The sequence below is a fragment of the Paraburkholderia sp. BL25I1N1 genome, assembly GCF_003002025.1.
Taxonomy (GTDB): Bacteria; Pseudomonadota; Gammaproteobacteria; order Burkholderiales; family Burkholderiaceae; genus Paraburkholderia.
In genome coordinates, this window is the sequence record NZ_PVZB01000022.1 from 56,599 (window position 1) to 82,287 (window position 25,689).

Below are 25,689 nucleotides of genomic sequence, written 5' to 3' on the forward strand. Positions count from 1 at the left end.
GCGAAATTCCGATGGGTAGAAGGCGCGGTGGCGTGACGAGTGCGCTACCCTGAGTTCGGGCGGTGCGACGGGGCGATCGGCGCGGCTCTCGAAGCATGGCGCCTGGCCGCGCCCCATCCGCGACCAATCGTCCCCACGCATTCTCATCCGGCGGTTTCGCGGTCCCGAAAAGACGCACCAAGCTAAACTATCGCCTCTGCTGAAGTTCAACCCATGCCTTTCCCCGTCTGGAAGCCTCGATGAGCGAATCGGACCTGCCGGTGCCATCCATCCCGAACGCGCGCGATGCCGTGCGCGCACTGCGTCCTTCGCAGATCCGCGAAGTCGCCAACGCCGGTTTCGGCGTCGCCGACGTGCTGCCGTTCTGGTTCGGCGAATCCGACCGCGTCACGCCCGCCTTCATCCGCGAGGCCGCTAGCGCGTCGCTCGCGGCCGGCGCGACGTTCTACACGCACAACCTCGGCATCGCACCGCTGCGCGCCGCGCTGGCGGGCTATGTCAGCGACCTGCACGGCGCGACGTCGGCGCAGCACATCGCGGTGACGAGCGCGGGCGTGAATGCGCTGATGCTCGCGGCGCAACTCGTGGTGGGCGCTGGCGACCGCGTCGTCGCGGTCACGCCGCTGTGGCCGAATCTGGTCGAGATTCCGAAGATTCTCGGCGCGCATGTCGAAACGGTCGCGCTGGGTTACGGCGAGCGCGGCTGGCAACTCGACCTCGGGCAACTGCTGGCAGCGTTGACGCCGGACACGAAAATGCTCCTGATCAACTCGCCGAACAATCCGACGGGCTGGGTGATGAGCCGCGACGAGCAGCGTGCCGTGTTGGCGCATTGCCGGCGCCACGGCATCTGGATCGTCGCGGACGAAGTCTACGAACGCCTTTACTATGCGAACGCCGAGCCCGGCGCGGCCGGGGCGCCCTCGCGCACGGCGCCGTCATTCCTCGATCTGGCCACCCGAGACGAACGCGTGATCTGCATCAATTCGTTTTCGAAGGCATGGTTGATGACGGGCTGGCGGCTCGGCTGGATCGTCGCCCCGGCCGCGTTGATGGACGATCTGGGCAAGCTCGTCGAGTACAACACTTCATGCGCCCCGGCCTTCGTGCAGCAGGCGGGCATTGCGGCAATCGAGCAGGGCGAGTGCTTCACGCAGGAACTGGTGCGCGATCTGAAGGCGTCGCGCGACCATCTGGTGAGCGCGCTCGCCTCGGTGCCCGGCGTCGACGTCAAGGCGCCGCCCGGCGCGATGTATCTGTTTTTCTCGATGCCGGGCGCCTCGCGCAGCCTGGAGCTTTGCAAGGCGATGGTGCGTGATGTCGGGCTGGGCGTGGCGCCGGGCAGCGCGTTCGGTCCGCAAGGCGAGGGCTTCGTGCGTTGGTGCTACGCCTGCGACACGGCGCGGCTGGACGCGGGCGTCGAGCGCCTGAAACGGTTCTTGAGGGAACATGCAGCGGCACAATGAACTCGTGGCGGAAAAGGTGGCTGCCTGAAGCTATTGAGCCAACCAAGCGAAGATCGGCGGAAAAAAGCGGGTTTTTATCAAATTAAGCCCGCTTTTTCACTAAAGCGCGTCCGTGAAGCCGGGGTTGGAAAATGCGCGGGGGATTTCGTCTTTACGCACTGATTGTTTTTGCGTAATATGGCGCTCAGTCACGCGGTTCCCTTCAGGAATATCGCTGCTCCGTCCGGCTGGGTTTGGTTCGATTGTCTGTTTCGCCTCCCCCCGGTGCGTGCTCCCATCAATATGACCGATCAGAATCGGGCGAGCGCGTCTTCAGTTCCACATCGTCTGTTTGATCCGGTTCTTTGACCACAGGGTCTGACCTAGCTGCATGAATACCCAAGAGGCGAAGATCGTCCTCGAGACTGCCTTGATCTGCGCGCAGGAGCCGTTAAAGCTCGGCGAGTTGCGCAAGCTCTTTGCCGACGGCGTGTCGGCAGACACCGTTCGGACGTTGCTCGAAGACCTCAAGCAGGACTGGTCTGGGCGCGGTGTGGAGTTGGTCGGGCTGGCGTCGGGCTGGCGATTTCAAAGCAAGCCCGCGATGCGCTCGTATCTGGATCGTTTGCATCCTGAGAAACCGCCGAAATATTCGCGCGCGGTACTCGAAACGCTCGCGATCATTGCATACCGGCAACCGGTGACGCGCGGCGACATTGAAGAGATTCGCGGCGTCACGGTGAATACGCAGGTCGTCAAGCAACTCGAAGATCGCGGCTGGATCGAAGTGATCGGTCATCGTGACGTGCCGGGTCGCCCGGCACTGTACGCGACCACGCGGCAATTCCTCGACGACCTCGGGCTGACGGCGTTGGACGAATTGCCGCCGCTCGCCGATCCGTCGGCACAGTTGAACGCGGATCTGCTCGGCCAGCACGCAATCGAGTTCGCCGAGGCCGATGTCGCACAGGTTTCGGCTCCGGAAGAAGAGCAGGTGGATTCCGGCGTGGTAGTTGAAGCAGGCGCTGTTGCTGATGAGCTTGTGAGCGCAACTGCCGATGGCGAGGCGGAGAATATTCCGCACGCCACGAGCGAAGCGCCGCAATCCGACTCCGCCGACGCAATTGGCCATGCCGCTGACAGCCCGCCTGGAGAACTGAACGAGGCGTCAGGAACAGAAATCGCCGACAAGTTTGCTGAAGCGCACGAGACGCAGCACGCTGAGCCGGTGGAATCGGCGCAGGCGGCCGACGCGGCGGTGGAAGTCGCCGCGCAAAACGCATCGGCATCGTCCGGAGCGCATACGGACGCCGCTGCCACGCCGGCCGCGCAGGAACAGGCTGAGACTGCGCACCCGGCGAACGTTGTACCGCAGACCGGCGTCGCCGAGTCCGCAGAGAATCACGATCCGGTCTCCCAGGCCGATCCGGCAATACCCGCGCACGACTCGGGCGTACTCCGCAATACGGAGCACGCCGCCGAGCCGAACCCGACCAAGGCGGCGCACGGCGATCCTCTGGATCGTCGCGATGCGGCGCAGGACGCAGGCATTCTGACCGACGACGAACCCGAGTCGCGCAGCGCCTGACGTAACCGAACTTTTTTTGCCACGCCCGCAACGGGCGTGCGCGACCTGACATTTTGAGGTTGTTTTGACACATACCCACGACACCGATTCGTCCGAATCCGAGCGCGCCGTGCCGTCGGCGCGCGCTGACGAAACGCGCACCAAGCAAGCGTCGGCAGGCGAGGGCGAGCGCCCGGCGCAGACCACGGAAGCAGACGGCGAAGACCGTCCGCGCCGCGGCCTGCGTCGCGGCCCGCGCAGCCTGATCGCCCGGCGTCGCGCCGGCGCGAAGACGAAGGGCGCCGAAGGCGCGCCCGCGCAAGGGGCGCCGGTCGTCACCGAAGCGCCGCCGGACGGCGAAGTCGTCGCGCAAGTGCGTATGCCGCGCAAGGACGCCGGCGCCAAGGGTCAAGGGCCGCGCCGCAATGCGGGCGGCGTGAAGCGTGAGGGCGCACCGCGTGACGGCGCGCCGCGCGAAGGTCAGCGTGAAGGTCAACGTGAAGGTCAACGCGAGCGTCAGCCGCGTGAAGGCGGCCAGCGTCAGAACAGCCGCCGCGGCGGTGAAGCGCCGGCGGCCGCGGCAGTCGCGGGTCAGGACGATCTGTTTTCGTACGTCACATCGCCCGCGTTCGACGCGGACAACAGCACCACCGGCGGCGTGCGCGCGCCGATGCTGCGCCGTGGCAAGCCGGCCGCGCCCAAGCGCGTGCTCGCCGCTGACGACGACGCGCCGAAGCTGCACAAGGTGCTGGCCGAAGCCGGCATGGGTTCGCGCCGCGACATGGAAGAATTGATCGTCGCCGGCCGCGTGTCGGTGAACGGCGAGCCGGCTCACATCGGCCAGCGCATCATGCCGACCGACCAGGTTCGCATCAACGGCAAGCCGGTCAAGCGCAAGCTGGCCAACAAGCCGCCGCGCGTGCTGCTGTATCACAAACCGACCGGCGAAATCGTCAGCCATGCGGATCCGGAAGGTCGTGCTTCGGTGTTCGACAATCTGCCGCCGATGAAAACCGCCAAGTGGCTCGCGGTCGGCCGTCTCGACTTCAACACCGAAGGTCTGCTGATGCTGACCACGTCGGGCGATCTGGCGAACCGTTTCATGCACCCGCGTTATAGCGTGGAGCGTGAATATGCGGTGCGCGTGGTCGGCGAACTGGCCGAAGGCATGCGTCAGAAGCTGCTGAACGGCGTCGAGCTGGAAGACGGCCCCGCGAACTTCCTGCGTATCCGCGATGGCGGCGGCGAAGGCACGAATCACTGGTATCACGTCGCGCTCGCCGAAGGGCGTAACCGCGAAGTGCGCCGTATGTTCGAAGCGGCCGGCCTGATGGTCAGCCGCCTGATTCGTACCCGTCACGGCCCGATCTCGCTGCCCAAGGGTCTCAAGCGCGGCCGCTGGGAAGAGCTCGAGGACAACCAGGTGCGCGCGCTGATGGCGTCGGTCGGCCTGAAGGCGCCGGCGGAAGACAAGGGCGGTCGCCGGGAAGCGCCGGAGCGCAAGCAGCCGGATCCGATGCAGACGTCGATGGGCTTCATCGGCCGCGAACCCGTGCTGATGTCGCATGGCCGCTTCGACCAGCAACAACCGCGCGGCCAGGGTCAGGGACGGCGAGGTGCGGCGGGCGGTGGCTTCGGTGGTGGTGCGGGCGCAGGTTTCGGCGGTGGCTACGGCAATCGCGGCGGCGCGCGTGGCGCTGGTGGGTTCAGTGGCCCGATGGGCGGCGGCGCGGGCGGCCCGCGTGGCGGCCGTGAAGTCGATGGCAATCGCGCACCGTCCGGCAGTGGCAACCGTGCGGCCGGCGGCGGCAAGCGCGCCGGCGGCAGCGGCGGTCCCAATCCGGGTAGCGGCGGTGGCAATCGCGGGCCGGGCGGCAATCGCGGCGGTGCCGGCAACCGTGCGGGCGGCGGCAACGCCGGCGGCGCCAATCGTGGCGGCGGCGCTCCTCGCGGCCGTTCGCGCGGTCGCTAAGCACCACGCCGGTCATGCGATGGCGGTGAGCCACGGATCTTTTTCAAGGATCTTTCGCCGGCGACCGGCAGAGTCGATCGACGAAAGGCATTAGCCCGGCGCCGCTCACATTTCATGTGACGCATAAAACCGCGGCGTAAAGGGAAGTGGGGGCGGATTTCATCTGCCCCGCTTGTCCGGTGCGGGTTCAGGGCGGCGTCAGCCGCCTTGCAAAAGCCCCGAAGCGCCGTCATATCGTTGAAAGATTCCCATGAAATCAAGCGGAAAAGCGCGTTGGGCGGCGTTCTGCGGTTTGCGTTTGTCCCGAAAAATGGCTACAATCGCGAAGTCGCTGGGCGTGCGGCTTTTTATGTGCGGCTCAGGTGCGACCACCGGCAATAAGATGATGGGCGTTTAGCCCATTTTTTTTTGCCGCGCAGTTCTCAGTGGTTCGGCATCTCGGGTAGCACGAACGTGCGCCGGCTTGGCGCGCGGCCCGCATTGGTTGTTTGCAAAACAAGCGGCAGGCTCGCTGCGCGAACATCTAAGAGGGCACTGTGCAACTGACGGAACTGATTGAAACCACGGTCGTGGGACTCGGCTACGAGCTCGTCGATCTCGAGCGCACCGGGCGCGGCATGTTGTGTATCTATATCGACCAGCCGGCCGGCATCGCGATCGAAGACTGCGAGAAAGTCACGCGTCAGCTCCAGCACGTTTTGACGGTCGAAAATATCGATTACGAGCGGCTTGAAGTATCGTCGCCGGGGCTCGACCGCCCGCTGAAAAAACTGGCGGATTTTGAACGCTTCGCAGGCAGCGAAGTGGTAATCACATTGAAAAAGCCATTGGACGGACGGAAATCGTACCGGGGCATTCTGCATGCTCCGCAAGACGAGACGATCGGTCTGGAATTTGAAGGGAAGGAAGGCGCCGCGATGCTCGATTTCACGCTCGCGGATATCGATAAGGCACGCCTCGTTCCGAAGTTTGACTTTAGGAGCCGCAAACAATGAGTCGCGAAGTGTTGATGCTGGTGGATGCGCTGGCACGCGAGAAGAACGTCGACAAAGACGTGGTATTTGCCGCGCTCGAGGCGGCCCTCGCTTCGGCCTCCAAGAAACTCTTCGAAGAAGACGCGGATATTCGCGTCCAGATCGATCGTGAAAGCGGCGAACACGAAACGTTTCGACGCTGGAAAGTGGTGCCGGACGAAGCCGGCTTGCAGGAGCCGGATCAGGAAATCCTGCTGTTCGAAGCACGCGAACAGAAGCCCGAGATTCAACTCGACGAGTTCATCGAGGAACCGGTGCCGTCGATCGAATTCGGCCGTATCGGCGCGCAGGCCGCCAAGCAGGTGATCCTGCAGAAGGTGCGCGACGCCGAACGTGAACAGATCCTGAACGATTTCCTCGAGCGCGGCGAGCACATCATGACCGGCTCGGTGAAGCGTCTCGACAAGGGCAACTTCATTGTCGAAACCGGCCGTGTCGAAGCGCTGCTGCGTCGCGACCAGCTTATTCCGAAGGAAAACCTGCGCGTGGGCGACCGCGTGCGCGCCTACATCGCGAAGGTCGATCGCACCGCGCGCGGTCCGCAGATCGAACTGTCGCGTACGGCGCCCGAGTTCCTGATGAAGCTGTTCGAGATGGAAGTGCCGGAAATCGAACAAGGCCTGCTGGAAATCAAGGCGGCCGCGCGCGATCCGGGCGTGCGCGCAAAGATCGGTGTGGTCGCGTACGACAAGCGCATCGATCCGATCGGCACCTGCGTCGGCATTCGCGGTTCGCGCGTGCAGGCGGTGCGTAACGAGCTCGGTGGCGAAAACGTCGACATCGTGCTATGGTCGGAGGATCCCGCACAGTTTGTGATCGGCGCGCTCGCGCCGGCAGCCGTCCAGTCGATCGTCGTCGATGAAGAAAAACATTCGATGGACGTCGTCGTAGACGAAAACGAACTGGCGGTCGCGATCGGCCGCAGCGGCCAGAACGTGCGTCTTGCCAGCGAACTCACCGGCTGGCAGATCAACATCATGACGCCGGACGAATCTGCGCAAAAGCAGAATCAGGAACGTGGCGTTTTGCGTGACCTGTTCATGGCGCGTCTCGATGTCGACGAAGAAGTCGCTGACATCCTGATCGACGAAGGCTTTACGAGCCTCGAAGAGATTGCCTATGTGCCGCTCAACGAAATGCTCGAAATCGAAGCGTTCGACGAAGACACCGTCCACGAACTGCGTAACCGCTCGCGCGACGCGCTGTTGACGCAGGCAATCGCGAATGAAGAAAAGGTCGAAAATGTAGCGCTCGACCTGAAGAGCCTGGACGGCATGGACGCCGACCTGCTCGCCAAGCTGGCCGAACATCAGATCCAGACGCGCGACGAACTCGCCGAGCTGGCTGTGGATGAACTGGTCGAGATGACCGGAATGGAAGAGGATGCCGCTAAGGCGTTGATCATGAAAGCACGTGAACACTGGTTCCAGTGAGAAATGACCATGGCGCACTAAATTGAAGCGGCCGTCAGGCCGCATGACCCGATGCTAACCGCAAGGAATCGGTCCTTGCATTAAGAGGAATGAATGGCGAGTAACAACGTAGCCCAATTTGCCGCGGAACTGAAAATGCCTGCAGGCGTGCTGCTTGAGCAGCTGCAGGCGGCGGGCGTCACAAAAGCGAGCGAAGACGATAGCTTGTCCGAAACGGACAAGGCGCGTCTGCTCGACCACTTGCGCAAGTCTCACGGCTCGACTGATGCTGACAAGCGCAAGATCACGCTGACGAAACGGCATACGTCGGAAATCAAGCAATCCGATGCGACGGGCAAAGCTCGCACCATTCAGGTCGAGGTGCGTAAGAAGCGCACTTTCGTCCGCCGCGACGAAACCTCCGCTGAAAACGGAGATGCATCGAATCATGTGGCTGAGGCCGACATCGACGATCTGGAACTCCAGCGTCGTGAAGAGGAAGCTCGTCACGAAGCCGAGCTGCTCGAAAAGCAGGCTCAGGAGCTGAAGGCGCGTCAGGAACAACTCGAGCGCGAAGAAGCGGAACGTCAGGCGCGCGAAGCGGCTGCTGAAGCCGAGCGTCGTCGCGCCGAAGAAGAAGCCGCGAAGAAGCGTGCTGCGACCGAGGCGGCAGCTCGCGAGCAGGCGCAGGCTACCAAGCCGGCACAAGCTGCGCAGCCTGCGGCCGCGAAGGCTGAGCCGGTCGCCGCCAAGGCTGCGGAGCCGGCGGTCGCCAAGCAAAGCGAGCAGGATGACGAGCGCGCCGCAGCAGAGCGCGCCGCGCAACGCGAAGCCGCAAAGAAAGCAGAAGACGCAGCGCGTCAGGCTGCTGAAAAAGCGCGTGCCGAGCAGGAACAGATCGCCAAGCGCCGTGCCGCGGCTGAAGCCGAAGCGCGTGCGATTCGCGAAATGATGAACACGCCGCGCAAGGCGCAGGTCAAGGCGCCGGAACCGGCACCGAAGCCCGCTGAGCCGGCCAAGGCCGCGGAAGCGAAGGGCACGCTTCACAAGCCGGCGCGTCCGGCGGGTGAAGCACCGGCGCGTCCGGCAGCCAAGAAGCCGGCAGCTGCGGCTCCGGCAGCCACGACCACGCCTTCCGCCGGCGACAAGAAGAAGCCGGGCGGCGGCAAGGGCGGCTGGCAGGACGACGCCGCGAAGCGCCGCGGCATCAAGACGCGTGGCGATACGAGCGGCGGTGTCGATCGCGGCTGGCGCGGTGGCCCGAAGGGTCGCGGCAAGCATCAGGATCAGAACACCACGTTCCAGGCGCCGACCGAACCGATCGTGCGTGAAGTGCACGTGCCGGAAACCATCACGGTCGCCGATCTGGCGCACAAGATGGCCGTGAAGGCGTCGGAAGTCATCAAGTCGATGATGAAGCTCGGCCAGATGGTCACGATCAATCAGATGCTGGACCAGGAAACGGCGATGATCATCGTCGAGGAACTGGGTCACCACGCGGTTGCGGCCAAGCTGGACGATCCGGAAGCCATGCTGGTCGAAGGCGAGATTTCCGATGCGGAATCGTTGCCGCGTCCGCCGGTCGTCACGGTCATGGGTCACGTCGACCACGGCAAGACGTCGCTGCTCGACTACATCCGCCGCGCCAAGGTTGCAGCGGGCGAAGCGGGCGGGATTACGCAGCACATCGGCGCTTACCACGTCGAAACGCCGCGCGGCGTCATCACGTTCCTCGACACGCCGGGTCACGAAGCCTTTACGGCCATGCGTGCCCGCGGTGCGAAGGCAACGGACATCGTGATTCTGGTGGTTGCAGCCGACGACGGCGTGATGCCGCAAACGAAGGAAGCAATCGCTCACGCGAAGGCAGGCGGCGTGCCGCTCGTCGTCGCGATCAACAAGATCGACAAGCCGGATGCCAATCTGGAACGCGTGAAGCAGGAACTCGTCGCGGAAGGCGTCGTGCCGGAAGAATACGGTGGCGAATCGCCGTTCGTGCCGGTGTCGGCAAAGACCGGCGCGGGCATCGACGATCTGCTCGAAAACGTGCTGCTGCAAGCCGAAGTGCTGGAATTGAAGGCACCGGTCGAAGCACCGGCCAAGGGTCTCGTTATCGAAGCGAAGCTCGACAAGGGTAAGGGTCCGGTTGCAACGATCCTGGTCCAGTCGGGTACGCTGAACCGCGGCGACGTGGTGCTGGCAGGCAGCGCCTACGGTCGCGTGCGAGCCATGCTCGACGAAACCGGCAAGCCGACCAAGTCGGCGGGCCCGTCGATCCCGGTCGAAATTCAGGGTCTGTCGGAAGTCCCGCAGGCAGGCGAAGAAGTCATCGTCATGCCGGACGACCGCAAAGCGCGTGAAGTCGCACTGTTCCGTCAAGGCAAGTTCCGCGACGTCAAGCTGGCCAAGCAACAGGCCGCGAAGCTCGAGAACATGCTGGAGCAGATGGGCGAAGGCGAAGTGGCGTACATGCCGCTCATCGTCAAGGCCGACGTGCAAGGTTCGCAGGAAGCGCTGGTGCAGTCGCTGCTCAAGCTTTCGACCGACGAAGTACGCGTGCAGATCGTGCACGGCGCCGTGGGTGGCATCAGCGAGTCCGACGTCAACCTGGCAACGGCTTCGAAGGCGGTCATCATCGGCTTCAACACCCGCGCGGACGCGCAGGCGCGCAAGCTGGCGGAAGCCAACGGCGTCGATATTCGCTACTACAACATCATCTATGACGCAGTGGATGAGGTGAAGGCCGCGATGTCGGGCATGCTGGCACCGGAAAAGCGCGAAATCGTCACGGGTACGGTCGAAGTGCGTCAGGTCTTCAAGGTACCGAAGATCGGCGCGGTGGCCGGCTGTATGGTCACGGACGGTTTCGTCAAGCGCTCGTCGTCGGTGCGCGTGCTGCGCAACAACGTCGTCATCTTCACGGGCGAGCTCGATTCGCTCAAGCGCTTCAAGGACGACGTGAAGGAAGTCCGTCAGGGCTTCGAGTGCGGTATGTCGATCAAGAACTTCAACGACATCGTCGAAGGCGATCAGTTCGAAGTCTTCGAGATCACCGAAGTCGCGCGTACGCTGTAATTCACGCGGCACGGCTCTAGGGGCGGAGCGGGCTTTAACGCCCGCTCCGCCCGTTGTTTTTGGGGCCACACGTTTTGTTCGTGTCCGTCGCGCAGAGCGCCTGCGTTCGAGTTTCTTCCGGTCATCCCGGGCCGTTTGAATGCCGCGAGGATAAAGCCCGAAACGCAGCGGCGCGAACCATTTTTTTGCATCCGTCAGAACGGATCACATCACACCATGCCTAAAAAACGTTCTTCACCCAATCGCAACGTGCAGATTGCCGATCAGATCCAGCGCGATCTGTCCGAGCTGCTTCGCGAGGTCAAAGATCCGCGCATCGGCATCGTCACGATTCAAAGCGTCGAATTGACGCCGGACTACGCGCACGCCAAGATCTATTTCACGACGCTCACCGGCGATCCGCAGCAGACGCTCGAGGCGCTCACGCACGCGGCCGGCCATCTGCACAATCAGCTGTTCAAGCGCCTGCATATCCACACCGTGCCGACGCTGCATTTCCATTACGACAAAACGATCGAGCGCGCCGTCGAGATGTCGCGTTTGATCGACGAAGCCAACGCCAATCGCGCGAAAGAAGACTGAACGCGCTGTTTGCCGCGGCGCTCGCTGCCATGCCTGAGCCGCTATGCGCTCAGTGCTGTTTTCCGCACCCTTCGAAGACTTTTGTCTTTCTGACATGACCGCACCTCAACGCCCCCGCGTGCCGCGTCGCGCGCTCGACGGCGTGCTGCTGCTCGACAAGCCGCTCGGCCTGTCGAGCAACGACGCGCTGATTCGCGCGAAGCGTCTCTATCTGGCGAAAAAGGCGGGCCACACCGGCACGCTCGATCCCTTGGCCACAGGCTTGCTGCCGCTCTGTTTCGGCGAGGCCACCAAGTTTTCGCAAGACCTGCTCGAAGCCGACAAGACCTATGAGGCGACCATGCGCCTCGGTATCCGCACGACCACCGGCGACGCCGAAGGCGAAGCGATCGATACGCGTGAAGTGACCTGCGATGAGGCCGCGATTCTGGCGGTTCTACCGAAGTTCGTCGGCGAAATCACGCAAGTCCCGCCGATGTATTCGGCGCTCAAACGCGACGGCAAGCCGTTATACGAATACGCGCGTGCGGGCCAGACGGTCGAGCGGGAAGGGCGTCAGGTGACGATCCTCGCGCTCGAGATGCTCGCCTGCGCGCTGCCGGACGTAACGTTTCGCGTGACGTGCAGCAAGGGCACGTATGTGCGCACATTGGCCGAGGATATCGGCGAAGCGTTGGGCTGTGGCGCGCATCTGGTGGCGCTGCGGCGCACCGGTGTCGGCGCACTGACGCTCGACAATTCGGTGACGCTCGACGCATTGTCCGACGCAGCCGAAAGCGAACGCGATGCATGGCTTCAACCTGTCGATGCGTTGCTGTCGACATTCCCGCTGGTGCAGTTGAACGAAGACGAGACGCGCCGTTTCCTGCACGGTCAGCGGTTGAAACTATCCGAACTGACCATCACGGGCGATGCGGTGAATGCGCCGCGCGTCCGGGTGTACGCGGCGCAAGGGCGTCTGCTTGGCGTCGCCAGACGAGGCGAGGGTGTGCTGGCACCTGAACGGCTGGTCGTCACGACGGCGAGCTGAAAACCATGCAGGCGGCAAGCAAGCGCGCGACAAACGCGCTGCAAAGAAAAAGGCGGGACCGCTCAGAAGAAGCGGTCCCGCCTTTTTTATATCGTTCTGCCGGATACGGACTTGCGCCGAAAGCTCAGTGCGCCGCCGCGGCCGCCGCGCCCGCGTCGCCGCCAGCACGTTCTGGCTTCGTGATCCAGATCAACGCGATCAATGCGATAAAGATGCCGGCGGACACGAAGAACAGGTCGTTCACACCGAGTTGCGCGGCCTGTTGCGTCGCCATCGTGTTGAACAGTCCGTATGCCTGCGGTTGACTGAAGCCCGCCGCGCCCATCTGCCGGATCGACTGGTCGAACACCGGGTTGTACGCGTTAGCCTGTTCGGCCAGTTGCGCGTGATGCATGATCGTGCGGTGATCCCACGCCGTCTGGAAAATCGATGTGCCGATGCCGCCGCACATGATCCGCACGAAATTCGACAGGCCCGACGCCGCCGGAATCCGGTTGCCCGGCAGTCCCGACAGGGTGATCGACACCAGCGGGATGAAGAACCCCGCCATGCCGATCCCTTGAATCAAGGTAGGCACCAGCAGCGAAAACGTATCGACGCCGGTCGTATAACGCGAACGCATCCAGAAACACAGTGCGAACACGAGAAACGACAGGGTCGCGATATAGCGCGGATCGGTGCGCGGCAAAATCTTGCCGGTGATCGGCGACAGCAGCACCGCGAACAGGCCGACCGGCGCCATCACCAAGCCGGCTTCGGTCGCGGTGTAGCCAATGTCGGTTTGCAGCCACAACGGCAGCAGCACCAGATTGCCGAAGTAAAGGCCGTAGCCGATCGACAACGCGACGGTGCCGCCCGTGAAATTGCGCCGGCTGAACAGCGACAGGTCCACCACCGGGTGCTCGGCCGTCAACTCCCACACGATAAAGAACGCGAGCGCGATCACCGCCACCAGCGCCAGGACGACGACGGTCGTCGACGAAAACCAGTCCAGATCCTTGCCCTTGTCGAGCATGACCTGCAGAGAGCCAACCCAGACGATCAGGAGGCCTAGACCGACGCCGTCGATCGGCGCTTTTCTGATGACCGAATCGCGATTGCGGAAGATCGTCCACGTGGCCACGGCGGCAATCGCGCCGACCGGAATGTTGACATAGAAAATCCACGGCCACGAGATGTTGTCCGAGATCCAGCCGCCGAGAATCGGGCCGGCCACCGGCGCGATCAGCGTGGTCATCGCCCACATGGATAACGCCATGGGCGCCTTGGCGCGTGGATAGCTCGCGAGCAGCAGCGTTTGCGACAGCGGAATCATCGGACCGGCCACCGCCCCTTGCAACACGCGCGAAGCGAGCAGAAAGGGCAGGGTCGGTGCAAGGCCGCACATCCACGACGAGATCACGAACAGGATGATCGACGCCATGAACAGCCGCACCTGGCCGACGCGTTCGGTCAGCCAGCCGGTGAGCGGCACGGAGATCGCGTTGGCGACCGCGAACGAGGTGATCACCCACGTGCCCTGATCCGACGACACGCCGAGGTCGCCCGAAATCGAAGGAATCGACACATTGGCGATCGACGTGTCGAGCACGTTCATGAAAACGGCGAGCGACACCGCGATGGTGCCGATCACCAGTTGCGCGCCCTCGAGCGGCGGATGAGGGACTTGCGCCTGAGCCTGAGCCATTAAAGAAGCCTTGTCTGAATCGTCGCGTGCCTTACATCACTTTCGCTGCGACAGGCTTCGCGCCGTCGGCCTGGGTCGATTTTTGCGAGCCGCCGTTCGGACCTGCGTTTTGCGAAATGATGCGGGCGATTTCCGCGTCAGCCTGGTCGCCGTATTTCTCGAACACGTTCGTCTGGTAGACCGTGTTCGGCGCCTGGCCGAGCTGGCCGCCGTTGTCGTCCTTGATGCTGACGTCGGCTTGCATGGACAGGCCGATCCGCAGCGGATGCTGTTCCAGTTCCTTCGGATCGAGCGCGATCCGCACGGGCAGACGCTGCACCACCTTGATCCAGTTGCCGGTCGCGTTCTGCGCGGGCAACAGCGAGAACGCCGAACCCGTGCCCGCCGAGAAGCCGACCACCTTGCCGTGGTACACCACCGACGAACCGTACACGTCGGCCGTCAGTTCGACCGGCTGGCCGATGCGCATGTGCTTGAGTTGCACTTCCTTGAAGTTCGCGTCGACCCACACGCCGCCGAGCGGCACGATCGCCATCAACGGGGTGCCCGGGGAGACGCGCTGGCCGACCTGCACCGAGCGCTTCGCCACGTAGCCGGTGACCGGCGCCGGCAGGTTGTTACGCGCGTTGTTCAGGTACGCGTCGCGGACCTTCGCGGCGGCGGCCTGCACGTTCGGGTGATTCGCGATCGTAGTGTTGGCGGTCAGCGCGCGGTTCGAGTTCAACTGCTGCTGGGCGGCATCGACGGCGGCTTGCGCGCTCTTCACGGCGTCGCGGGCGTGCGAGATTTCTTCCTGCGACACGGCGCCGGTTTGCGCGACCGTCATACGGCGCTTCAGGTCGTCCTGGGCGCGCGACAGGTCGGCCTGGCGCTGGGCGACTTGTGCCTGGTATTGATTGTCGTCGGCGAACAGGCCGCGCACCTGGCGCACCGTCTGCGCGAGGTTCGCTTCGGCCTGATCGAGCGCGACGCGGGCGTCGGCCGGATCGAGCACGACGAGCGGGTCGCCCGCCTTCACCGTTTGCGTGTCGTCCGCGTTCACGGCGACGACCGTGCCGGTAACTTGCGGCGTGATCTGCACGACGTTGCCGTTCACGTACGCGTCGTCGGTGTCTTCATGGAAGCGCGCGACGAGGAAGTAGTAAAAGCCGTAGGCGATCGCGGCGATCAGGATCACGATGACGAGCAGCGTCATCATGAGCTTGCGTTTGCCGTTGTTCGCCGGGGGTTGTGCCGGCGGTTGCGTCGGCTGCGGGGCCGACTGGGTCGGCTGGGTCGGCTGAGTCGTAGCCGCGGGCTGTTGGGTGGTGCTCATTAATGTGCTCCGGGTTCTTTCAGACGTCGTCGTTTATTCGGATGTTTATGCGTGTGTTCGATCTGGCCGTGGTTCGCGCGCTCAGTTCGCAGCGGTGGTCGCGGCGGAGGCCGATGCCGGAGCATCGGTCGGCACCACGAGGCCGGTCTGCGTCGCGTCGAAGCCGCCGCCGAGCGCCTTGATGAGGCCGATCTGCATGTCGCGGCGGCGCATCTTGAGGCCGGTCACCGTCTGATCGGCGGCAAGGCGGTTCTGGTCGGCGGTCAGCACCTGCAACTGCGGCGACAAACCGGCCTTGTAGCGAATCACAGCCAGCTCATATGCCTTGGTCGATGCGTCGAGCGCGCGTTGTGCGTCGCCTTGCTGCTGGTCGATCGAACGGATCGACGACACTTGCGTCGCGACGTCCGAGAGGGCGCTGATCAGCGTCTGGTTGTAGTTCGCCACGTCCAGGTCGAAGTCGGCGAAGCGGCCTTTCAGTTGCGAGCGCAGCGCGCCGGCGTCGAAGATCGGCAGGTGAATGGCCGGGCCGAATTGCATCTGACGGCTGCTGGATTTAAGGAAGCGGCCCCAGCCGAACGCGTCGAAACCGAAGCCGGCCGCGAGGTTCACGTCGGGGAAGAATTCGGCTTTGGCTTCCTTCACGTCGTGCATCGCGGCTTCGACTTGCCAGCGCGCGGCGACGATATCCGCGCGTCGCGCGACGAGGTCAGCGGGCAGGTTGTCCGGCAGCGCCACCACGTTGCCGTTGGTCAGCGCGGGCTGCGCGATCTGCAGGCCGCGATCCGGACCCTTGCCGAGCAGTGCGCCCAGTTGATAGCGCACGACCGTGATCTGACCGTCGAGGTCGGTCAAATTGGACTGGCTGGTCGCAATGTTGCCGTTCGCGGTTTGCCGTTCGACATTGGTGTCGAGGCCGGCCGTCACGCGGCCGTTGGTGATGCGGCCGATATCCTGGCGGTTGGCGATTTCGCGCGCGGCGATGTCGCGGAACGCGTACAGCTGCGCGAGCTGGTTATACGTGCTCGCCACCGACGCCGCGAGCGTCACGCGCGCCTGCTGCATATCGGCCTCGGCGGCCTTTTCCTGCGACACGGCCTGACCCAGCCGCTCACGATTCTTGCCCCAGAGATCCAGATCCCACGACGCACTGGCCAGCACGTTGTTCTCGCTATACCAGGTGCCGCCGTACGGAGGCGGGTAGAGCGCGTTGGCCGAGAACAGTTCGCGGGTCCACGAATAGCTGCCGTTCACCTTCGGGTACAGCGCCGCGCGCGAACTCTCGATATACGACGAGGCTTTGGCAAGACGCGCTTGCGCCTGCGCGATCGACGGGCTGCCTTCCAGCGCTTCGGCGATCAGCTTGGGCAATTGCGGGTCGCCGAACTGGTTGGCCCAATCGAGCGACGGCCACTGGCCGCCCTGACCGGCGAGGCTCTGGGCGGACTCGTACTGAGCGGGCGACGAGATCTGCTTGTCGCTTTTCATACCGAAGTAGTTCGCGCACCCCGTGAGGGCGAGCGCCGTCACCACTGCGGCGACGGCGGCCCGGCTCGAAAGCGCGGGCGCGGACAGGGAAAGGGATTTCATCGCTCGACTCTTTGAGTGGAATGTAATGATGGACACTGCAAGCAATTTATTACGATTTGCTGTCAAAATTGCTTGCTGCATCACGGGTTAGTCCCGTTTGATCGCCGGAATTGACGAGCACGCGACGCAGCATGCTCTTCAGAAAACCCACTTCTTCCGGAGTGAAGCCGCCTAGCAGACTGTCCAGCACGCCGGTGAAAATAGCCGGCATTTTGGCGGCGATGGCGTGACCTTCCGGCGTCAGCGCGAGGCGCACGACTCGTCGGTCTTCATTGCTGCGAACCCGCGTCAGCAGACCGCGTTTCTCTAACCGGTCGATCAACCGCGTGACGGCGCTCGCGTCGATGCCGTATTCACGGGCCAGTTCCGCCGCCAGCAGGCATTTGCCGCTGGCCACCATAAACAGGATGCTGCCCTGCTGACTGGTAATGCCGAGTTCGGCCATGCTGCGCTGGGTGACCAGGTTCGACAGGGTCGATTTCACTCGCGAGATCAGATAGCCGACGCTTTCGCCTAGCTGGTATTCGCTGATCTCCGGCGGGGGTGTAGCGGACGGCTCCGTCATGATTCTCGTGCGAATGCAATGGTTGACTAGGCAGGATTATAGAGGCCGGTTGGTTGACGCGGCAAGTGTTATTACAGCTTAGGCAAGGAACTTTCTCCGCTCAAGTCATAATCCGCGTGATTTTGCGTAGGATTTCGCCCGCGTGCTTACGTTTCATTTCTGCCGGCCGCTGCGCCGCCGACCCCGGCCCTATCAGGGAATACCAGAAAGCTTCATTTGCACGTGCTACAATATTGGGTTCCCAAAAGTGCGCTTTGGGCTTTGTTGGTTTCGTTCACACAATGCTGCTGCTGGCGCACTCAACTGTCTCCAGGTTCCTATGACTCGCGCCCTACGCAACATCGCCATCATTGCTCACGTCGACCACGGCAAGACCACGCTCGTCGACCAGCTCCTCCGCCAGACCGCCACGTTCCGTGACAACCAGCAGATCGCTGAGCGCGTGATGGACTCGAACGACATCGAAAAAGAACGTGGCATCACGATTCTTTCGAAGAACTGCGCGGTCGAGTACGAAGGTACGCACATCAACATCGTCGACACGCCGGGCCACGCCGACTTCGGCGGCGAAGTGGAGCGCGTGCTGTCGATGGTCGACTCGGTGCTGCTGCTGGTCGACGCCGTCGAAGGTCCGATGCCGCAAACGCGCTTCGTGACCAAGAAAGCGCTGGCGCTCGGCCTGAAGCCGATCGTCGTGATCAACAAGGTGGACCGTCCGGGCGCGCGTATCGACTGGGTGATCAACCAGACGTTCGACCTGTTCGACAAACTCGGCGCCACCGACGAACAACTCGACTTCCCGATCGTCTACGCATCGGGCTTGAATGGCTACGCGGGCTTGACCCCGGACGTGCGTGAAGGCGACATGCGCCCGCTGTTCGAAGCCGTGCTGCAACACGTGCCGGTTCGCCCGGCCGATCCGTCGGCTCCGCTGCAATTGCAGATCACGTCGCTGGACTACTCGTCGTATGTCGGCCGTATCGGCGTGGGCCGCATTACGCGCGGCACGATCAAGCCGGGCATGTCGGTCGCCGTGCGTTCGGGTCCTGACGGCGCGATCCTGAATCGCAAGATCAACCAGGTGCTGTCGTTCAAGGGTCTCGAGCGCGTGCAGGTCGACTCGGCTGAAGCCGGTGACATCGTGCTGATCAACGGTATCGAAGAAATCGGCATCGGCGTGACCATCTGCGCACCGGAACAGCCGGAAGCGCTGCCCATGATCACCGTCGACGAACCGACGCTGACCATGAACTTCCTCGTCAATTCGTCGCCGCTGGCCGGCCGCGAAGGCAAGTTCGTCACGAGCCGTCAGATCCGTGACCGCCTGATGAAGGAACTGAACCACAATGTCGCGCTGCGCGTGAAGGAAACCGGCGACGAAACCACCTTCGAAGTGGCAGGCCGCGGTGAACTGCACCTGACCATTCTGGTGGAAAACATGCGCCGCGAAGGCTACGAGCTGGCTGTGTCGCGTCCGCGCGTGGTGATGACGGAAGTCGACGGCGTGAAGCACGAGCCGTACGAAAACCTGACGGTCGACATGGAAGACGGCCACCAGGGCGGCGTGATGGAAGAGTTGGGCCGCCGCAAGGGCGAAATGCTCGACATGGCGTCGGACGGTCGTGGCCGTACGCGTCTCGAGTACCGTATTTCGGCGCGCGGCCTGATCGGCTTCCAGTCGGAATTCCTCACGCTCACGCGTGGCACGGGCCTGATGAGCCACACGTTCGACTCGTATCAGCCGGTCAAGGAAGGCGCGGTCGGCGAGCGTCGCAATGGCGTGCTGATTTCGCAGGACGACGGCGCGGCAGTCGCGTACGCACTGTGGAAGCTGCAGGATCGCGGCCGTATGTTCGTGTCGCCGGGCGAGCCCCTGTACGAAGGCATGATCATCGGCATTCACAGCCGTGACAACGACCTGGTCGTGAACCCGATCAAGGGCAAGCAGCTGACCAACGTCCGTTCGTCGGGTACGGACGAAGCGGTGCGCCTCGTGCCGCCGATCCAGATGTCGCTGGAATACGCGGTCGAATTCATCGACGACGACGAACTCGTCGAAGTCACGCCGCAGTCCATCCGTCTGCGCAAGCGTTACCTCAAGGAACACGAGCGTCGCAGCGCAAGCCGCAAGGGCGCGGTGGACTAAGCAGGCGGACATCGGCTTTGGCCGGTGCAGCGCACGCTAGCAGTCAGGCAAAAGCCACCTTCGGGTGGCTTTTGTCGTTTCCGGCCTTCCAGTCGCCGCCGATATGCCGCGCCTGGCGCCGCTTTGACCGTTTGTCCCCGATTTCCGCAGAAGACTGTTGCGACTCCCGAAAGTGGCCCGAAAGCCCGTCGTGACGGGCTTCAGCGGCAATCCGTCTGCTATCTGCACTATCCGTTCTGTGATATGCTCCCCGGGTGCAAAGTTTTAGGTCCTTCCAAGCAAGACTTGATTCGCGCAATCCGCTAAACGGTCAGGCCGTGTCGCGGAAGGTTCTGTAACCCGCTATTTCTCGAGAAACTCGAAGAAAGGTGAGCGTAAAAATGATGAAGCAATTCCAGTCGAACTCTTATCTGTTCGGCGGCAATGCTCCGTACGTAGAAGAAATGTACGAAGCGTATCTCGATAATCCGGCGTCAGTGCCCGAGAACTGGCGCAGCTATTTCGACGCGTTGCAGAACGTCCCTGCATCGGATGGCAGCAATGCCAACGACGTGGCCCATGGCCCGATCGTCGAATCGTTTGCACAACGGGCCAAGGCTAATGCCTTCATCCCGCGTACGGCAGCCGGCGGCGAAGATCTCGCTACCGCTCGCAAGCAGGTCTATGTGCAGTCCCTCATCGGCGCATATCGCTTCCTCGGCTCGCAATGGGCCAATCTCGATCCCCTGAAGCGCCGCGAACGTCCCGCTATTCCCGAACTCGAACCCGCGTTCTACGACTTCACCGAAGCCGACATGGACCAGGAGTTCAGCGCCACGAATCTGTATTTCGGATTCGAGCGTGCTTCGCTGCGTGAGATCGTCAAGGCTCTGCGCGACACGTACTGCGGCACGATCGGCGCCGAGTACATGTACATCAGCGATCCGGAACAGAAGCGCTGGTGGAAAGAGCGGCTCGAGTCGATCCGCTCCACGCCGAACTTTTCGAACGAAAAGAAAAAGCACATCCTGAATAGGCTGACGGCCGCTGAAGGCCTCGAGCGCTTCCTGCACACCAAATACGTCGGCCAGAAACGCTTCTCGCTCGAAGGCGGCGAAAGCTTCATCGCGTCGATGGACGAAGTGGTGCGTCATGGCGGCGCCAACGGCGTTCAGGAAATCGTCATCGGCATGGCTCACCGTGGCCGTCTGAACGTGCTGGTCAATACGCTCGGCAAGATGCCGGCTGACCTGTTCGCCGAATTCGAAGGCAAGCACCACGACGACCTGCCGGCCGGCGACGTGAAGTACCACAAGGGTTTCTCGTCGGACGTCTCGACCGAAGGCGGCCCGGTTCACCTGTCGCTCGCGTTCAACCCGTCGCACCTCGAAATCGTCAACCCGGTGGTCGAAGGCTCGGCGAAGGCCCGTATGGACCGTCGCGGCGACGACAGCGGCCTGCAAGTGCTGCCGGTGCAGATCCACGGCGACGCGGCTTTCGCGGGCCAGGGCGTGGTGATGGAAACGCTGAACCTCGCGCAAACGCGCGGTTACGGCACGCACGGCACGCTGCATATCGTCATCAACAACCAGATCGGCTTCACGACGTCGGACCCGCGCGACTCGCGCTCCACGTTGTATTGCTCGGACGTCGTCAAGATGATCGAAGCGCCGGTGCTGCACGTGAACGGCGACGATCCCGAAGCGGTCGTGCTGGCTACGCAACTGGCTATCGACTTCCGGATGCAGTTCCACAAGGACGTCGTTGTCGACATCGTCTGCTTCCGCAAGCTGGGCCACAACGAGCAGGACACGCCGGCAGTCACGCAGCCGCTGATGTACAAGACGATCGCCAAGCACCCGGGCACGCGCGCACTCTACGCTGAAAAGCTGGTGCAGCAAGGCGTGATCACCGCGGAAGAAGGCGAGGAGTTCGTCAAGGCCTACCGCAAGGCGATGGACGAAGGCCACCACACGGTCGATCCGGTGCTCTCGAACTACAAGAGCAAGTACGCGGTGGACTGGGTGCCGTTCCTGAACCGCAAGTGGACCGACGCTGCGGACACCGCGGTGCCGCTCGCTGAACTGAAGCGTCTGGCCGAGCGCGTCACCACGGTGCCGGAAAACTTCAAGGTTCACCCGCTGGTCGAGCGCGTTCTCAACGACCGTCGCGCGATGGGCCGTGGCGAAGCGAAGCTCGACTGGGGCATGGGCGAACACCTGGCTTTCGCGTCGCTGGTTGCGTCGGGCTACGCAGTGCGCCTGACGGGTCAGGATTCGGGCCGCGGCACGTTCACGCACCGTCACGCGGTGCTGCACGATCAGAACCGCGAACGCTGGAACGACGGCACGTATGTGCCGCTGCAGAACATCGCCGAAGGTCAGGCGAAGTTCACGGTGATCGACTCGGTGCTGTCGGAAGAAGCGGTGCTGGGCTTCGAATACGGTTACTCGACCGCTGAACCGAATACGTTCGTCGCGTGGGAAGCGCAGTTCGGCGACTTCGTGAACGGCGCGCAAGTCGTGATCGACCAGTTCATCTCGTCGGGCGAAGTGAAGTGGGGCCGTGTTTCGGGTCTCACCATGCTGCTGCCGCACGGCTACGAAGGTCAAGGTCCGGAGCACTCGTCGGCACGTATCGAACGTTTCCTGCAATTGTGCGCAGACCACAACATGCAGGTCGTTCAACCGACCACGCCGGCGCAGATTTTCCACCTGTTGCGCCGTCAGATGATCCGCCTGTTCCGCAAGCCGCTGATCGTCGCCACGCCGAAGTCGCTGCTGCGCCACAAGGAAGCCGTGTCCGATCTGTCGGAACTGGCAAAGGGCGCGTTCCAGCCGATCCTCGGCGAAGTCGACGAAGCCATCGACGCGAAGAAGGTCAAGCGCGTGATCGCCTGCTCGGGCCGCGTGTATTACGACCTGCTGGCGCATCGCCGCGAATCGAAGTCGAACGACGTCGCGATCATCCGTATCGAACAGCTCTATCCGTTCGCGCACAAGCAGTTCGAAGCGGAAATGAAGAAGTACGACAACGCGACCGAAGTGGTCTGGGTGCAGGACGAGCCGCAGAATCAGGGCCCGTGGTTCTACATCGAGCACCACCTGAAGGACGGCATGAAGGAAGGGCAGAAGCTGGCATACAGCGGGCGTCCGGCTTCGGCCTCGCCGGCAGTCGGCTACTACGCGAAGCACTACGAGCAGCAGAAGGCGCTGGTCGAAGGCGCTTTCGGCCGCCTCAAGAGCGCGTCGATCGCTAAATAATCACAAGAGCTGAACCGGGAAAGCGCAGGGCGCTTTCCCGTGCCGCATCTGAAAGATCAGCGCGGCAGTCAAGGTTCGCAGGCGGTGACGGGTCCATGGATCGCGCGCCGTCACCCGATACGTATTCAGGATATTCATAATGGCTATTGTTGAAGTCAAGGTTCCCCAGCTTTCCGAGTCGGTCTCGGAAGCCACGATGCTCCAGTGGAAGAAGAAGCCGGGCGAAGCGGTTGCTCAAGACGAAATTCTCATCGAAATCGAGACCGACAAGGTCGTGCTCGAAGTGCCGGCACCCTCGGCCGGCGTGCTCGCGCAAGTCATCGCGAACGACGGCGACACCGTCACGGCGGATCAGGTCATCGCCAAGATCGACACCGAAGGCAAGGCAGGCGCCGCCGCTGTCGAAGCCGAAGTGAAGCCCGCTCCGGAAGCCGCACCGGCACCCGCCGCTGCGCCGGCTCCGGCGGCTCAAGCTGCATCCGCAACGGGTGCGAACACCGCTGCTTCGCCGGCTGCCGGCAAGCTGATGGCCGAAAAGGGCCTGGGCGCGGGCGATGTGTCCGGCACGGGCCGCGACGGCCGCATCACCAAGGGTGACGTGCTGACCGCGGGCGCTCCTGCTGCCAAGGCCGCACCGGCACCGGCTCCGGCCGCCGCACCGAAGGCTGCGAAGCCGTCGCTGCCGGACGTCAAGGCGCCGGCTTCGGCTGACCAATGGCTGAAGGACCGTCCGGAACAACGCGTGCCGATGTCGCGTCTGCGCGCGCGTATCGCCGAGCGTCTGCTCGAGTCGCAGCAAACCAACGCCATCCTGACCACGTTCAACGAAGTGAACATGGCGCCGGTGATGGACCTGCGCAACAAGTACAAAGACCGCTTCGAAAAGGAACACGGCGTGAAGCTCGGCTTCATGTCGTTCTTCGTGAAAGCCGCGGTTCATGCGCTGAAGAAGTTCCCGCTGGTGAACGCGTCGATCGACGGTAACGATATCGTCTATCACGGCTACTTCGACATCGGTATCGCGGTCGGTTCGCCGCGCGGTCTGGTGGTGCCGATCCTGCGCAATGCGGACCAGCTGAGCCTCGCCGAAATCGAGAAGAAGATTGCTGAATTCGGCCAGAAGGCCAAAGACGGCAAGCTGTCGATCGAAGAAATGACCGGCGGTACGTTCTCCATCTCGAACGGCGGTGTGTTCGGTTCGATGCTGTCGACCCCGATCATCAACCCGCCGCAATCCGCGATCCTGGGCGTGCACGCCACCAAGGAACGCGCTGTGGTCGAGAACGGCCAGATCGTGATCCGCCCGATGAACTACCTGGCGCTGTCGTACGACCACCGCATCATCGACGGTCGCGAAGCGGTGCTGTCGCTGGTCGCCATGAAGGATGCGCTGGAAGACCCGGCGCGCCTGCTGCTCGACCTGTAAGCGCGGCTCGGCTGGCGTCGGCTTGCCTTAGCGCAAATCGACGCCATATAGGCATCACGTCTTTCGCATTCCGCAGTACAGGAACGCCGTGCGCCACGAAGCGTGGCCGCGCGCCGTTCCGCCATCAAAAGGATTGTCATGTCCAAAGAATTTGACGTCGTCGTGATTGGCGCAGGCCCTGGCGGTTACATCGCCGCCATCCGCGCAGCGCAGCTCGGCAAGACCGTCGCATGTATCGAAAAATGGAAGAACCCGGCCGGCACGCTGAAGCTCGGCGGCACGTGCCTGAACGTGGGTTGCATTCCTTCGAAGGCGCTGCTCGCGTCGTCGGAAGAATTTGAAAACGCGTCGCATCACCTCTCTGACCACGGCATTTCCGTGGAAAACGTGCAGGTCGATATCTCGAAGATGATGGCCCGTAAAGAAGGCATCGTCGAAAAGATGACCAAGGGCATCGAATTCCTGTTCCGCAAGAACAAGATCACGTGGCTCAAGGGTCACGGCAAGTTCACCGGCAAGACGGACGCCGGCGTGCAGATCGAAGTGAGCGGCGAAGGCGAAACCGAAGTGGTCACGGCTAAGAACGTGATCATCGCCACGGGTTCGAAGGCACGTCATCTGCCGAACATTCCGGTCGACAACAAGATCGTCGCCGACAACGAAGGCGCGCTGAGCTTCGACTCCACACCCAAGAAACTCGCCGTGATCGGCGCGGGCGTGATCGGTCTGGAACTGGGCTCGGTGTGGCGCCGTCTGGGCGCGGACGTGACCGTGCTCGAAGCGCTGCCGGAATTCCTCGGCGCGGCTGACCAGGCGCTCGCGAAAGAAGCGGCCAAGCAGTTCAAGAAGCAGGGTCTGGACATCCACGTCGGCGTGAAGGTCGGCGAAGTGACCACGACCGATAACAGCGTGACGATCAACTACACGGACAAGGACGGCAACGCGCAAAAGCTCGAAGCCGACCGCCTGATCGTGTCGATCGGCCGCGTGCCGAACACGGACAACCTCGGTCTCGAAGCGATCGGCCTGAAGGCCAACGAGCGCGGCTTCATCGACGTCGACGACCACTGCGCGACCTCGGTGCCGAACGTTTACGCGATCGGCGACGTGGTGCGCGGCCCGATGCTCGCGCACAAGGCGGAAGACGAAGGCGTGCTGGTCGCTGAAATCATCGACGGTCAGAAGCCGCATATCGACTACAACTGCGTTCCGTGGGTGATCTACACCGAACCGGAAATCGCGTGGGTCGGCAAGACGGAACAGCAGCTCAAGGCCGAAGGCCGCGAGATCAAGACGGGCCAGTTCCCGATGATGGCGAACGGCCGCGCACTCGGCATCAACAAGGCGGAAGGCTTCGTCAAGATGATCGCCGACGCGAAGACCGACGAAATTCTCGGCGTGCACATCATCGCCGCGGACGCATCGGACCTGATCGCGGAAGCCGTGGTGGCGATGGAATTCAAGGCGGCGTCGGAAGACATCGGCCGTATTTGCCATCCGCACCCGTCGCTGTCGGAAGTCATGCGCGAAGCGGCGCTCGCCGTGGACCAGCGCGCGCTGAACATGTAATTCCGCGCACGCCTGACTGACAGTACTCCGGC

15 protein-coding genes and 1 pseudogene are annotated in these 25,689 nt (G+C 63.0%); 12 read left to right on the forward strand and 4 right to left on the reverse strand.

What is annotated here, in order from left to right; all coding sequences use genetic code 11:
* The first annotated feature begins 239 nt into the window (after nucleotides 1–239).
* From B0G73_RS28780 to truB, 8 genes are all read left to right on the forward strand, one after another.
* The gene (locus tag B0G73_RS28780; protein WP_106284564.1) at nucleotides 240–1,466 is read left to right on the forward strand and encodes a pyridoxal phosphate-dependent aminotransferase; all 1,227 of its coding nucleotides are present in this window, start codon (nucleotides 240–242) and stop codon (nucleotides 1,464–1,466) included.
* A gap of 370 nt (nucleotides 1,467–1,836) precedes the next feature.
* Complete coding sequence (gene scpB / locus B0G73_RS28785) at nucleotides 1,837–3,033, forward strand: SMC-Scp complex subunit ScpB (RefSeq protein WP_106284565.1); 1,197 nt, start codon at nucleotides 1,837–1,839, stop codon at nucleotides 3,031–3,033.
* Nucleotides 3,034–3,097: 64 nt separating this feature from the next.
* Nucleotides 3,098–4,984 (forward strand): 23S rRNA pseudouridine(2605) synthase RluB, encoded by a 1,887-nt coding sequence (gene rluB, locus B0G73_RS28790; RefSeq protein WP_106284566.1) that lies wholly within the window; start codon nucleotides 3,098–3,100, stop codon nucleotides 4,982–4,984.
* Between the two features lie 536 nt (nucleotides 4,985–5,520).
* Nucleotides 5,521–5,979 (forward strand): ribosome maturation factor RimP, encoded by a 459-nt coding sequence (rimP, locus tag B0G73_RS28795; RefSeq protein ID WP_106284567.1) that lies wholly within the window; start codon nucleotides 5,521–5,523, stop codon nucleotides 5,977–5,979.
* Nucleotides 5,976–7,451: a transcription termination factor NusA gene (gene nusA, locus B0G73_RS28800; protein ID WP_012432652.1), complete on the forward strand. Its 1,476-nt coding sequence runs from the start codon at nucleotides 5,976–5,978 to the stop codon at nucleotides 7,449–7,451. The genes rimP and nusA overlap by 4 nt, the downstream gene beginning before the upstream one ends.
* A 93-nt stretch (nucleotides 7,452–7,544) precedes the next feature.
* Entirely contained in the window at nucleotides 7,545–10,505 is a 2,961-nt protein-coding gene (infB, locus tag B0G73_RS28805) for a translation initiation factor IF-2 (protein WP_106284568.1), read from the forward strand.
* 216 nt (nucleotides 10,506–10,721) lie between these two features.
* Nucleotides 10,722–11,087 carry a 30S ribosome-binding factor RbfA gene (gene rbfA, locus B0G73_RS28810; RefSeq protein ID WP_007182294.1) on the forward strand — a complete coding sequence of 122 codons (366 nt, stop codon included), beginning with the start codon at nucleotides 10,722–10,724 and terminating at the stop codon, nucleotides 11,085–11,087.
* A 94-nt stretch (nucleotides 11,088–11,181) separates the two neighbouring features.
* On the forward strand, nucleotides 11,182–12,117 hold the full coding sequence (truB, locus tag B0G73_RS28815) for a tRNA pseudouridine(55) synthase TruB (RefSeq protein WP_106284569.1): 936 nt from the start codon (nucleotides 11,182–11,184) through the stop codon (nucleotides 12,115–12,117).
* A gap of 124 nt (nucleotides 12,118–12,241) precedes the next feature.
* On the opposite strand, the pseudogene B0G73_RS28820 reads toward truB, so the two are convergent.
* From B0G73_RS28820 to B0G73_RS28835, 4 genes and pseudogenes are all read right to left on the reverse strand, one after another.
* A pseudogene (locus B0G73_RS28820) lies at nucleotides 12,242–13,816 on the reverse strand (DHA2 family efflux MFS transporter permease subunit); the annotation flags it as partial.
* A 19-nt stretch (nucleotides 13,817–13,835) separates the two neighbouring features.
* The gene (locus B0G73_RS28825) at nucleotides 13,836–15,119 is read right to left on the reverse strand and encodes an EmrA/EmrK family multidrug efflux transporter periplasmic adaptor subunit (RefSeq protein WP_181196665.1); all 1,284 of its coding nucleotides are present in this window, start codon (nucleotides 15,117–15,119) and stop codon (nucleotides 13,836–13,838) included.
* An 81-nt stretch (nucleotides 15,120–15,200) separates the two neighbouring features.
* Nucleotides 15,201–16,709 carry an efflux transporter outer membrane subunit gene (locus tag B0G73_RS28830; RefSeq protein ID WP_106284571.1) on the reverse strand — a complete coding sequence of 503 codons (1,509 nt, stop codon included), beginning with the start codon at nucleotides 16,707–16,709 and terminating at the stop codon, nucleotides 15,201–15,203.
* Between the two features lie 49 nt (nucleotides 16,710–16,758).
* Complete coding sequence (locus B0G73_RS28835; RefSeq protein ID WP_106284572.1) at nucleotides 16,759–17,274, reverse strand: MarR family winged helix-turn-helix transcriptional regulator; 516 nt, start codon at nucleotides 17,272–17,274, stop codon at nucleotides 16,759–16,761.
* A gap of 319 nt (nucleotides 17,275–17,593) precedes the next feature.
* On the opposite strand from B0G73_RS28835, the gene typA reads away from it, so the two are divergent.
* The 4 genes from typA (at nucleotide 17,594) to lpdA (ending at nucleotide 25,657) form a co-directional block, all read left to right on the forward strand.
* The gene (gene typA, locus B0G73_RS28840) at nucleotides 17,594–19,420 is read left to right on the forward strand and encodes a translational GTPase TypA (RefSeq protein WP_007182288.1); all 1,827 of its coding nucleotides are present in this window, start codon (nucleotides 17,594–17,596) and stop codon (nucleotides 19,418–19,420) included.
* 380 nt (nucleotides 19,421–19,800) lie between these two features.
* Nucleotides 19,801–22,662 (forward strand): 2-oxoglutarate dehydrogenase E1 component, encoded by a 2,862-nt coding sequence (locus B0G73_RS28845; protein ID WP_106284573.1) that lies wholly within the window; start codon nucleotides 19,801–19,803, stop codon nucleotides 22,660–22,662.
* A gap of 139 nt (nucleotides 22,663–22,801) precedes the next feature.
* Nucleotides 22,802–24,088, forward strand: a complete 1,287-nt coding sequence (gene odhB / locus B0G73_RS28850) for a 2-oxoglutarate dehydrogenase complex dihydrolipoyllysine-residue succinyltransferase (protein ID WP_106284574.1) — start codon at nucleotides 22,802–22,804, stop codon at nucleotides 24,086–24,088.
* A gap of 138 nt (nucleotides 24,089–24,226) precedes the next feature.
* On the forward strand, nucleotides 24,227–25,657 hold the full coding sequence (gene lpdA, locus B0G73_RS28855) for a dihydrolipoyl dehydrogenase (protein WP_106284575.1): 1,431 nt from the start codon (nucleotides 24,227–24,229) through the stop codon (nucleotides 25,655–25,657).
* Nucleotides 25,658–25,689 lie beyond the last annotated feature (32 nt).

Bases quoted from the DNA above. Each gene is read 5' to 3' on its own strand.
- B0G73_RS28780 (WP_106284564.1), top strand. From the start codon at position 240: ATGAGCGAATCGGACCTGCCGGTGCCATCCATCCCGAACGCGCGCGAT.
- scpB (WP_106284565.1), top strand. From the start codon at position 1,837: ATGAATACCCAAGAGGCGAAGATCGTCCTCGAGACTGCCTTGATCTGC.
- nusA (WP_012432652.1), top strand. From the start codon at position 5,976: ATGAGTCGCGAAGTGTTGATGCTGGTGGATGCGCTGGCACGCGAGAAG.
- infB (WP_106284568.1), top strand. From the start codon at position 7,545: ATGGCGAGTAACAACGTAGCCCAATTTGCCGCGGAACTGAAAATGCCT.
- rbfA (WP_007182294.1), top strand. From the start codon at position 10,722: ATGCCTAAAAAACGTTCTTCACCCAATCGCAACGTGCAGATTGCCGAT.
- truB (WP_106284569.1), top strand. From the start codon at position 11,182: ATGACCGCACCTCAACGCCCCCGCGTGCCGCGTCGCGCGCTCGACGGC.
- B0G73_RS28825 (WP_181196665.1), bottom strand. From the start codon at position 15,119: ATGAGCACCACCCAACAGCCCGCGGCTACGACTCAGCCGACCCAGCCG.
- B0G73_RS28830 (WP_106284571.1), bottom strand. From the start codon at position 16,709: ATGAAATCCCTTTCCCTGTCCGCGCCCGCGCTTTCGAGCCGGGCCGCC.
- B0G73_RS28835 (WP_106284572.1), bottom strand. From the start codon at position 17,274: ATGACGGAGCCGTCCGCTACACCCCCGCCGGAGATCAGCGAATACCAG.
- typA (WP_007182288.1), top strand. From the start codon at position 17,594: ATGACTCGCGCCCTACGCAACATCGCCATCATTGCTCACGTCGACCAC.
- B0G73_RS28845 (WP_106284573.1), top strand. From the start codon at position 19,801: ATGATGAAGCAATTCCAGTCGAACTCTTATCTGTTCGGCGGCAATGCT.
- odhB (WP_106284574.1), top strand. From the start codon at position 22,802: ATGGCTATTGTTGAAGTCAAGGTTCCCCAGCTTTCCGAGTCGGTCTCG.
- lpdA (WP_106284575.1), top strand. From the start codon at position 24,227: ATGTCCAAAGAATTTGACGTCGTCGTGATTGGCGCAGGCCCTGGCGGT.